The 5,207-nt window shown below is 66.2% G+C and carries 5 protein-coding genes; 3 read left to right on the top strand and 2 right to left on the bottom strand.

Annotation, left to right across the window (positions count from 1 at the left end; all coding sequences use genetic code 11):
- From WCE35_RS19795 to WCE35_RS19785, 3 genes are all read left to right on the top strand, one after another.
- Nucleotides 1-1,788: ATP-dependent DNA ligase (locus tag WCE35_RS19795; protein WP_424595012.1), on the top strand; the 1,788-nt coding region annotated here is incomplete at its 5' end.
- A gap of 73 nt (nucleotides 1,789-1,861) precedes the next feature.
- Nucleotides 1,862-2,164, top strand: coding sequence for a DUF6460 domain-containing protein (locus tag WCE35_RS19790; RefSeq protein ID WP_424595011.1), 303 nt, complete (start codon nucleotides 1,862-1,864; stop codon nucleotides 2,162-2,164).
- Between the two features lie 91 nt (nucleotides 2,165-2,255).
- Nucleotides 2,256-3,521 carry an MATE family efflux transporter gene (locus WCE35_RS19785; RefSeq protein WP_424595013.1) on the top strand — a complete coding sequence of 422 codons (1,266 nt, stop codon included), beginning with the start codon at nucleotides 2,256-2,258 and terminating at the stop codon, nucleotides 3,519-3,521.
- A gap of 204 nt (nucleotides 3,522-3,725) precedes the next feature.
- Here WCE35_RS19785 and WCE35_RS19780 read toward each other — a convergent pair whose 3' ends face one another.
- Nucleotides 3,726-4,820: a quinone-dependent dihydroorotate dehydrogenase gene (locus WCE35_RS19780; RefSeq protein ID WP_424595010.1), complete on the bottom strand. Its 1,095-nt coding sequence runs from the start codon at nucleotides 4,818-4,820 to the stop codon at nucleotides 3,726-3,728.
- Nucleotides 4,817-5,161, bottom strand: a complete 345-nt coding sequence (locus WCE35_RS19775) for a DUF952 domain-containing protein (RefSeq protein WP_424595009.1) — start codon at nucleotides 5,159-5,161, stop codon at nucleotides 4,817-4,819. Before WCE35_RS19775 ends, WCE35_RS19780 begins: the two co-directional genes overlap by 4 nt.
- Between the last annotated feature and the right edge of the window lie 46 nt (nucleotides 5,162-5,207).

Raw genomic sequence — 5,207 nt, 5'->3', positions numbered from 1 at the left:
CTGACCGGCGCGCTGTCGTTCAAGCATGCCAAGCCCGGCCTGATCCGCGATTTGATCACCGACCGCGCCGATCCCGTGCTGTTCGGGTTGTCGTATGATTATGTCGGCGATCTTTCCGAGACCGTGGCGCTGATGTGGCCGAAGGCTTCCCCCTCTCCCGCTTGCGGGGGAGAGCCTGCCCCGGACTTGATCCGGGGGCCGGGGTGGGGGCGCCGCTTGCTCGATGGTGAGAAAGAGCCCCCACCCGGATCGTCCGACAGCGCAAATGCGCTGCCGGGCGATCCGACCTCCCCCGCAAGCGGGAGAGGTGAAGTCGGCCACAACAACCCGCCCCCACCCACCCTCACCGAAGTCGTCACCACGCTTCGCACCCTCGGCAAGAGCGAACTGCCAAACCAGCTCGCGCACTGGCTCGACGAGCTCGACGAGACCGGCCGCTGGGCGCTGCTGAAACTCGTCACCGGCGCGATGCGGATCGGGATTTCGGCGCGGCTGGCGAAAACCGCGGCCGCCGCACTCGGCGACAAGGATCCGCATGAGGTCGAGCTGATCTGGCCGGGCCTCACGCCGCCCTATGCCGACCTGTTCGCCTGGCTCGAAGGCCGAACGGAGAAGCCGGTCAATCTCGATCCGGCGCCGTTCCGACCGGTGATGCTGGCGCATGCGATCGAGGATTCCGATTTCGCCAATCTGGCGGCCTCGGATTTCATCGCGGAGTGGAAATGGGACGGCATCCGCGTGCAGGCCGTCTGTGGCCGCGACGCGCGCGGTGACCTGGTGATCCGGCTTTATTCGCGCAGCGGCGAGGACATCACCAAAAGTTTTCCGGACCTGCTGCCGTCGCTGCATCTGCAAGATTCCCATGATTTGGAGCATGATGGTTCCCGAAAACCGCTTCGCACTTTTCGGCATCATGCTCCGTTCGCCATCGACGGCGAGCTGCTGGTGCTGCGCGACGGCCGGGTGCAGACTTTTAATGTGCTGCAGCAGCGTCTGAACCGCAAAGTGGTTTCACCAAAGCTGATGAAGGACTATCCCATTCATCTGCGCGCCTATGATCTGCTCGGCGACGGCGACAACGATCTGCGCGAACTGCCGTTCGTCGAGCGCCGTGCGCGGCTCGAGGCTTTCGTCAAGAGCCTGGACGACCCCCGCATCGATCTGTCGCCGACCATCGCCTTCGACCACTGGGACGCGCTGACGGCGGCCCGCGCCGATCCCGCAAGCGCCGGCGCGGGCGAGGATGCGGATGCCGTCGAGGGCGTGATGCTGAAACGTCGCGACGCGCCCTATCTGCCGGGCCGTCCAAAAGGCCAATGGTGGAAGTGGAAGCGCGATCCGCATATCATCGATGCCGTGCTGATGTATGCGCAGCGCGGCCACGGCAAGCGATCGTCCTATTATTCGGACTACACGTTCGGGGTCTGGACCTCCGGCGAGGATGGCGAGCAACTGGTGCCGGTCGGCAAGGCCTATTTCGGCTTCACCGATGAGGAGCTGCTGCGGATCGACCGTTTCGTCCGCCGCAACACTATCGAGAAATTCGGCCCCGTCCGGCATGTGGTGCACGCGCCGGATCAGGGGCTGGTGCTGGAAATAGCCTTCGAGGGGCTGGCGCGCTCGCCGCGCCATAAATCCGGCGTCGCGATGCGGTTTCCGCGCATCAACCGGCTGCGCTGGGACAAGCCGCCGCGCGAGGCCGACCGGCTGGAAACGCTGGAGCGGATTCTGAAGTCGGATGCCGCGATAAACACGTCAAAGCACAAATCGACCATCGGGAGCCATTGACGGCGGCGGGCGGGTTTCCCATGTGCCTTGCCGTGAACTATAGTTCGCGGGCGAACCCGCGGGGAGACCATCGATGCAAAACGACGTCAGAGACTTGCCGGCCAGCCATCACGGGCTCTACCGCTTTATCGGCGGCTCGCCGCTGGCGGTGGCGTTCCGGCTGGTGCTGCTGTCGATCCTGGTCGGCGTCGTGCTCGCCGCGATCGGTTTCGACCCCTGGAACATCATCCACAGCATTCGTGTGCTGTTCCAGCGGCTGTGGGACCTCGGCTTCGACGCCATCAGCTGGCTGTGGCGCTACTTCCTGCTCGGTGCCGTGATCGTCGTCCCGATCTGGTTCCTGTCGCGGCTGTTCGGCACGCCGCGCGGCCGATAGGGTCTCGCGCAGGCAAGTTCCCAGGCAAGTTCCGTTGTCTTCCGGATCACAGGTAACCACCGCGCAGGTGTTTGCCATCGCGGGTCCGGCGATGGTCGCGAACCTGACCACGCCGCTGATCGGCATCGTCTCGACCGCGGCGATCGGACGATCAGGCGATGCCACGCTGCTTGGCGGCGTGGCGATGGCGTCGGTGATTTTCGACTGCCTGTTCTGGCTGTTCGCATTCCTGCGCATGAGCACGGTGGCCTTCACCGCGCAGGCGCTGGGCGCCGGTGAGCCGCGGGAAATCCGCGCCCTGCTGGTGCGGGGCCTCGTGGTCGCGGCGCTGATCGGCGCGGGTCTTGTGGCCCTGCAAATTCCGCTGGCCGCGATCCTGCTCGGAACCATGGGAGGCAGCGAAGGCGTCACGCGCGCCGCCAGGACTTACTTCACCATCCGGATCTGGTCGGCGCCGCTGGTGCTGGCCAATTATGTCGTGCTCGGCTGGCTGATCGGACAGGCGCGCGCAAGGCTTGCGCTTGCCGTGCAGATCGCGATCAACCTCATCAATATCGCGGCGACCGCGTGGCTGGTGCTGGTCCTGAACGCCGGAATAGCCGGCGCGGCGATGGCCGCCGTCATCGCGGAAGCGGCCGGGCTCGTGCTCGGGGTCATGATCGCGCGACGCCTCGGCAACGGACGGCCTCCCCTCCCGCGTGCCGCACTGCTCGACCGGACCAGGCTGATCCGCATGCTGGCGGTCAACCGTGACATCATGATGCGGACCGCCGCGCTGATATCGGTGTGGCTGTTTTTCACCGCGCAAGGCGCGCGCGCGGGCGACGCGCAGCTTGCCGCCAATGCCGTGCTCAACAACTTCCTCCTGATCAGCGCTTTCTTCCTCGACGGTCTTGCCAATTCCGCCGAGCAGCTCTGCGGCCGCGCCTATGGCGCGCGCGACAAGGACGGATTCGCCGGTGCGGTACGGCTGGTGGTGCTGTGGGGATTTGGCTTCGCGCTCGCGGTGGCCGCCGTCTTCGCGCTGTTCGGCCCTGCGCTGATCGACGTCATGACCGCGAGCGCCGAGGTGCGGGGAATCGCGCGCGACTATCTGCCCTTTGTCATCGTCTCGCCAATGCTCGCCGTATTCGCCTTCGCCCTTGACGGCGTCTATATCGGCGCGACCTGGGCGCGCGACATGCGCAACCTGATGGCACTGTCGCTGGCGCTGTTTCTTGCCGCGTGGCTTTTGCTGCGATCGTTCGGCAATGCCGGGCTGTGGGGCGCGCTGCTGGTGCATTACGCCGCCCGCGGCGGGCTGGAAGCCCTGCGCTATCCGGCGCTGTTGAGGGCGTCGTTTACCGGAAAGAGTTAACGGATTCCGTTCGCGCACTTCGAAGCTCTCGTGTCCCGGACGCGGTGCAGCGTCCCTTCGACGATGCACCGCAGAGCCGGGACCCACGACGCGAGATGGGCCCCGGATCAGCAGCGCACTACAGAGCCTGTGCTCGGGCCGCGCAAAGCGCGGACCCGAGTGCAAGAGCGGCGCGTTGCGCTGCATCCGGGGCACGAGAGTAGGCTAGACCGGCCAGTCCTCGGCGGTGATCGTCGCGGCATCGGCGCCGACGATTTCCGACAGCCGGTCGCGCCCGGTACGCAGCAGGGTCGAGGCCAGATCGTTCTTGATGTCATCGACCAGCCCGAGACCCTTGTAGATCAGCGCCGAATAGAGCTGGATCAGGCTGGCGCCGGCGCGGATCTTGGTCAGCGCCGCGCCGCCGGAGTCGATGCCGCCGACCCCGATCAGCGGGAACGCGCCCTCGGCGCGCACATATGTCTCCGCCACCATCCGCGTCGACAGCCGGAACAGCGGCCGACCCGACAATCCGCCCTGCTCCCTGGCGCGATTCTGCTCGCGCAGGGTGGCGGTCCGCGCCAGCGTCGTATTGCCCACCACCATGCCGTCGACCCGGCGCGAGCGCGCGATGTGGACGACATCGTCGAGCTCGGCGAGGCTCAGATCCGGCGCGATCTTGAGCAGCACCGGCGAGTCGCCGGCATTTTTCCGTACCCGCTCGCGGGCGTCGATCACCCTGGCCAGGAGATCGTCGAGCGCCGCCGATTGCTGCAGGTTGCGCAGGCCGGGCGTGTTCGGCGAGGAGACGTTGACGGTGAAATAGCTTGCGACCGGCGCAAAGGTTTCGATCAGCTTGACATAATCGGCGACGCGATCGGCCGAATCCTTGTTGGCCCCGATATTGACGCCGATGATGCCGGAAAGATGCGCGCGGCTGGCGAGCCGCCGCAGCACGGTTTCGGCGCCGTCATTGTTGAAACCCATGCGATTGATCACGGCCTCGTCGCGCTCCAGCCGGAACAGCCGCGGCCGCGGATTGCCGCTTTGCGGCTTCGGCGTCACCGAGCCGATCTCGACAAAGCCGAACCCGAGCCGCAGCAGCGCGTCCGGCGCCTCCGCGCTCTTGTCAAAGCCCGCGGCCATGCCGATCGGGTTCGGAAAGTTCAGCCCGAACGCCCGCACCGCGAGTTTCGGATCGTCTGCGCGCTGCCTGATCGGCGGCAGCAGCCGCAAGCCATGGATCGCCATGCGATGGGCGTCTTCCGGGTCGAACCAGCGCAACAGCGGCAGCGAAAAGGCGTCGAAGGCGCGGATCACGGTCCTAGCTCCGGAATGTCGTGATAGCCGTCCGACCGCGCGCGCAGGTCGAGGATGGCGGTGACCGCGCCGAGATCGAGCTCGCCGTACAGATGCGGAAACAGCTCGTCGTTGCGCGACGGCTCCCAGCGCAGCGCGTCGCCGAGCGCGTCGGCGTCGACCGCGATCAGGAACAGGCCGGTTTGGCCGAAAAAATGCTTCCGCGCGGTCTCTGCGACCTGCGAAGCTGTGGAAAAATGGATAAAGCCGTCGCGCTGGTCGGCCTCGCTGCCCCGGTACACGCCCAGCCGCTCGGCCTCGCGCCAGGCCGAAGCGGGGGTGATCTTATAGATTGTGCGCACCTACCGGCGTTCCCTGCTTGTCGTTGAGTCTCCTGGGATTTTTCCC

Origin of the sequence: Bradyrhizobium sp., from assembly GCF_049691595.1 — a bacterium.
Classification (GTDB): Bacteria; Pseudomonadota; Alphaproteobacteria; order Rhizobiales; family Xanthobacteraceae; genus Bradyrhizobium.
This window is presented reverse-complemented; position numbering and strand designations above follow the sequence as displayed.